The following is a 4,782-nucleotide window of genomic DNA, read 5'->3' on the forward strand; positions in this document are numbered from 1 at the left end:
GTGGGGGGCGATGACTGCGCGGCCGGGGATTGGCGCGCGTGCGGGGATTTCGCCTGCGGGGGATCGGTGGAGGGCGGGTATTGCGGTGCGTGCTCGTGCCGCACTTGCCCGGGATCGGCAAACTGCGTCGCTGGGGGTTCGGCGGTCGGCGGCGACGGGTGGGGTTGGACGTGTGCTAGCGGGGTTGCCGCGGCGGCCGCGGCAGCAGCGGCCGGTGCGCTGATCGTGGTGGCGGCCGTCGAGACCGCGCCCGTGCTGACCGGGGCCGCCATGGCGGCGATCCCCGAACTCAGCCGGGCAGCCAGCGAGGACAGCCAGCCGCCGCCGTTGCCAGCCCCGGCCCCGCCACCGACGCTGCCGCCGAAGGCGGGCAGGGGGCCGGCACCTGCCGGCAGCGGCACCGGCGGCGCGATGCCCGCTAACTCGCCGGCCGCTGGTGGGACTTGCCACGGTGGTGCTGCTGCTGAGGCCGCGGCCTGCGGTGATATGTGCCGCATCAGCGGGCTAGCGCCGGTCAAGGCATCAAGCAGCGACGATGCTGAGGGGGCTGGCGGTGATGGCGGCACCGTCGGATTCGGCGTGTGGGTGGTGGTGATGGCGGCGACCGTCTGGATGTGGCTGCGCACCGCGCCTTCGCCGCCCAGCTCACCGGCAGAGCGCGCCACCTCGGTGGCGGTCTGCACTTCCTGGCCGGTGAAACGTGCCACCTGGATACGCAGATCGGCGGAGATGGCCTGGGCGGTGGGCTGCCGGGCGTACCAGCCCATCGAGCCCGGCGCATACATCGCGTCGGTGGCCGTCCAGCCCTCGGCGACCGCGAACCCTGACTGGTTGGCCTGCTCGACGGTGGCGAAGATGGAGTGCTTTTGCTGGTGCAGCACGGCGGCCCCGTCCTCGGCGGTGGCCGCTGCAGTATCCAGCAGCTCGGCTTCCTGTTCGGCGGTGGTGGCGTGGCGGGCCATCGCGGCTTTCATCGCCTCATCGCCCTGACCCTGCCAGTCCACCGAGTCGGCCTGGCTCTTGATTGTGCCCACCACCGAGCGGCGGCGCGCCGCCAGCTCGCGCCAGTTCACGGCATTCTCGGTCAGATGCGACACGGTGTAAGCGCGCAACGCCGACTGGGTGGGGATCACGCGTTACGGGCTGTTCCGGTGATCGTGGTGGCCACGTTTTTCAGCATGTCCGCGGCATCTGAGTCGGTGGCTTCATAACCGGTCGCCGCGACCTGGGTCATCCCGGCGGTGGTGGCGATCTTTGTGTGCAGGTCGGCAGTGGCGACCTGGGCCGCGCCGGTCACCCCGGCGGCGGCGAGCACCGTGGGCCACCCGCCAGACGGTTCCAGTGCTGGTGGCGCGGCGTGGAGATCGAAAGCCTCCATGTGCCAGCCGGTGCTGGTCACCCGCAACTGGGCTGGGGTGACGCGAAGGTTGTCGCCCATGCGGGGATTGTAGCGGTGACACTCACCGGGCGAGAACGTGTGGGATGAGACCACCGGGCGACATCAGCGATACCCCGGCGCATGAGCCCGGCCTCATTGATAGCAGTAAAGAAAGTTCTCACGCGTTGAGTCAGTGCAGCTCGCTGGTTGGGGTTGCCGGGTCAATGGCTGGGTGTTGCGGGGCGGCGGACGGGAGCGCCATCTGCGAAGCCTGCCCACGCCCGAAGGTCGGTGACGCGGGCCCAAACCTCCGGGGGTGTCCTGCGTCGACGCCGGGTCAGTTCAGGTGCGGCGCCGCGGACAAGTGCGCTGCGCAGTGGCGACGGCTTGGGCGGAGCGTGTTGCCCAGTGGGGACAGGTCGGAGAAGTCGGAAACTCTTGCGGGTGCGCGCAAAAATTTTGACGAAACCGGTATCAAGCCGTCGATGCCCGGAGCGCGTGCAACATGGTGATCAATGGCGCATCCGACACCACATCGGTGTGTCCGGCGGTCATGGCAGCCCGTGCGGCGGCCTCGGAATGATCCTCCAGCCCGGGGTAGTTGCCGATGGCGTGTGCGCGCAGCGGGCTGATGCGCAACGCGATGTCGGTGAGTTCCCGCAGCTCGGGCGTGTCGTTCTCCGACCAGGCGGACAGTGGCAGGCTCCCGGCGCGCACCTCGCCCTCATGTCCGTCGACGGTGATCCGCTTGCCGGCCAGGGTCGCGGCTACGCCGTGGCCGCAGCCCACCACGGCTACCCGGCCGAGTTCGCGGCTGACCACTGCCGCGTGGCTGGCCGCGCCGCCTACCTCGGTGACGATGCCCTGTGCGGCGAGCATGCCCAGGACGTCTTCGGGCCTGGTGTGGTCGCGTACCAGGATGACCGACTCGCCCCGGTCGGCCGCGTCCAATGCCGCGTCCACATCGGTGTAGGCGGTTCCGGTTGCCACACCCGGGCAGGCGGGCAGGCCCTTGGCCAAAAGAGGTGCGGCCAAACGTGTTTCGGGCTGCAGCGCCGGCCGCAACAGGGCTTCCACATGGGCGGGGGCTATTCGGCGCAGTGTCTGGGCGTCGTCGATGAGACCTTCGTGTCGCAGTTGCAGAGCCAGCCGCACCGCGGCCTGCGCCGACCGCTCGGCAGACCGTGTCTGCAACAGCCACAGCTTGCCGTTTTCGACGGTGAATTCGATTTCCGGGACGTCTGAGGTCAGTCGCTCCAGACATCGGGCGGCCGCGATCAGCTCGTCATAGACAGCCGGTAGCTGGTCGCGCAGCGCCGCGATCGGCTCGACGTCCACCAATCCCGAGACCACGTCGTCGCCCTGACCGCCGGGCAGCCAGTCGCCGAACGGTTCGTTGGCGCCGGTGATGGGGTTGCGGGAGGAGAGCACCCCGGCGCCCGAGTTGGCCGTCTGGTTGCCGAACACCATGGCCTGCACGACCACCGCGGTACCACCCTGATCGTCTCGGCCGTAGTGCTCGCGGTAGGCCTTGGCGCGCGGAGAATTCCAGGAAGCGAAGACGGCCCCGACGCCGGCGCGCAACTGTTGATATGGATCCTCGGCGGGGTCGCGGCCTGTCACTCGCCGATACATGCGGATGAACCGCCGGCGCGTGTCAGCGGCGAAATCAGCGGTGCCGGCCGCGGCCAGGGCCTGCTCGACGGCGTCGTTGAAGCCCAGGTCCAGGATCGTGTCCATCATCCCGGGCATCGACTGGGTGGCCCCTGAGCGCACGCTGACCAACAACGGACGCGGCCCGCGGCCGAACGTGCGCGAGGTCGCGGCTTCCAGCCAGCGCATCCGTTCCAGTACGGCGTCCCAAATCGCGTCCATGGTCGGCTCGGGGTCGGCCAGATACCGCACGCCCACCGCGGTGGTGATGCAAAACGCGGGCGGTACCGGCAACGTGCGGCGGCGCATCACATCGATGCCGCGGCCCTTGTTTCCCAGAACCTCGCGGGAATGATCCGCCTGTCCGTCCAGCACGACCACCGGGTCTTTCCGGATGTCGTCGGAGGGATCGCTGCTTCGTGGGATACGAGCCATTGATGCACCCCCTCGTGGTCGGGCAAGCCTGAAGCGGTTGCGGGCAAACGCCGGAACGTCCGCAATGTTTCCACACCGATCACCGGAACCGGCGGCTCGCCGCTGCTGCCGGGCGCCGGGCCGGATGATCTAGTTTTGACGGTATGACTGCATATGACGCCGGGTTGCTGATCCTGCGGCTGGTGCTGGGCCTGACGTTGGCCGCGCATGGCGTGAACAAGTTCTTCGGCGGTGGCCGGATACCGGGCACCGCGCGCTGGTTCGAGAGCATCGGCATGAAGCCCGGCAGGTTTCACGCGACGGTGGCCGCCAGCACCGAGACTGCCGCCGGACTTGGCTTGGCCGCGGGTCTGCTCACACCCATCCCGGCCGCGGGTTTCGTCTCGCTGATGTTGGTCGCCGCGTGGACCGTGCACCGGCCCAACGGCTTCTTCATCGTCAAGGAGGGTTGGGAATACAACCTGGTGCTGGCGGTCAGTGCCGTCGTCGTCGCCACCCTTGGCGCGGGAAAGTTCAGCCTGGACCGGGTGATCTTCGGAAAGAACTGGTTCGACGGGTGGGCCGGCCTGTTGATCTCACTCGGGCTCGGCCTCGCCGGCGCCATCGGGCAGTTGCTGATCTTCTACCGGCCGCCGGTCAAACAAACCGGGTAGCGACCCGGCGCCACCCCGGAGCCGGCACGCGACCGGGGGTCCGCCGGTTGTCACTGGCCGTTGTTGCCGTCCTGTCCGAGCAGCTGGCCGCCGGCGCCGCCGGCGCCGCCCGTACCCGGTGTCACGCCGAGTCCGGCGTTGCCGCCGTTGCCGCCGTCGCCGATCAGCCAGGCGCCGCCGCCCGCACCGCCGTTACCGCCGGTGCCGGTAGCCGACCCGCTGTCCCCGCCGACGCCACCGTCACCGCCGTTGCCGATCAGTCCGGCCTTGCCGCCCACTCCTCCATTTCCGCCGAGACCGCCGAATCTGCTGGTGCCGCCGGCACCGCCGACGCCGCCGTTGCCGAAGAGCATGCCGGCGTTACCGCCGGCTCCGCCGGGCGCGCCGATGCCGGCCTGGCTGATACCGGCAGCGCCGCCGGCGCCGCCGTTGCCGCCGAGGATGCCGGCGTTGCCGCCCGCGCCGCCGGACCCGGCGACGCCGGCGCCGAACCCGCCGGTACCGCCGCCGCCGCCGGCGCCGAACACGCCGCCTGCTCCGCCGGCCCCGCCGACCCCGCCGAACCCGCCGGCACCGTCGGCGGCGCCGCCGGTGCCGCCGAGGCCACCGGCGCCGAACAGGCCGCCCGCTCCACCGACCCCACCGACCCCGCCCGACCCGCCG

The 4,782-nt window shown here is 70.5% G+C and carries 3 protein-coding genes and 2 pseudogenes; 1 reads left to right on the forward strand and 4 read right to left on the reverse strand.

Going from position 1 to position 4,782, the window contains the following annotated elements:
* The 3 genes and pseudogenes from AWC07_RS02325 to AWC07_RS02335 form a co-directional block, all read right to left on the reverse strand.
* Positions 1-1,133 (reverse strand): annotated as a pseudogene (locus AWC07_RS02325) (hypothetical protein); the annotation flags it as partial.
* On the reverse strand, positions 1,130-1,438 hold the full coding sequence (locus AWC07_RS02330) for a hypothetical protein (protein ID WP_244187439.1): 309 nt from the start codon (positions 1,436-1,438) through the stop codon (positions 1,130-1,132). The gene AWC07_RS02330 and the pseudogene AWC07_RS02325, both read right to left, overlap by 4 nt.
* A gap of 414 nt (positions 1,439-1,852) precedes the next feature.
* The gene (locus AWC07_RS02335; RefSeq protein ID WP_167380001.1) at positions 1,853-3,466 is read right to left on the reverse strand and encodes a pyruvate, phosphate dikinase; all 1,614 of its coding nucleotides are present in this window, start codon (positions 3,464-3,466) and stop codon (positions 1,853-1,855) included.
* A 143-nt stretch (positions 3,467-3,609) separates the two neighbouring features.
* Between AWC07_RS02335 and AWC07_RS02340 the strand changes: the two genes are divergently transcribed.
* Positions 3,610-4,119 (forward strand): DoxX family protein, encoded by a 510-nt coding sequence (locus tag AWC07_RS02340; RefSeq protein ID WP_036416041.1) that lies wholly within the window; start codon positions 3,610-3,612, stop codon positions 4,117-4,119.
* Positions 4,120-4,169: 50 nt separating this feature from the next.
* Here AWC07_RS02340 and AWC07_RS27375 read toward each other — a convergent pair.
* Positions 4,170-4,782: pseudogene (locus AWC07_RS27375) on the reverse strand (PE family protein); the annotation flags it as partial.

Source organism: Mycobacterium gastri (assembly GCF_002102175.1).
GTDB lineage: Bacteria > Actinomycetota > Actinomycetes > Mycobacteriales > Mycobacteriaceae > Mycobacterium > Mycobacterium gastri.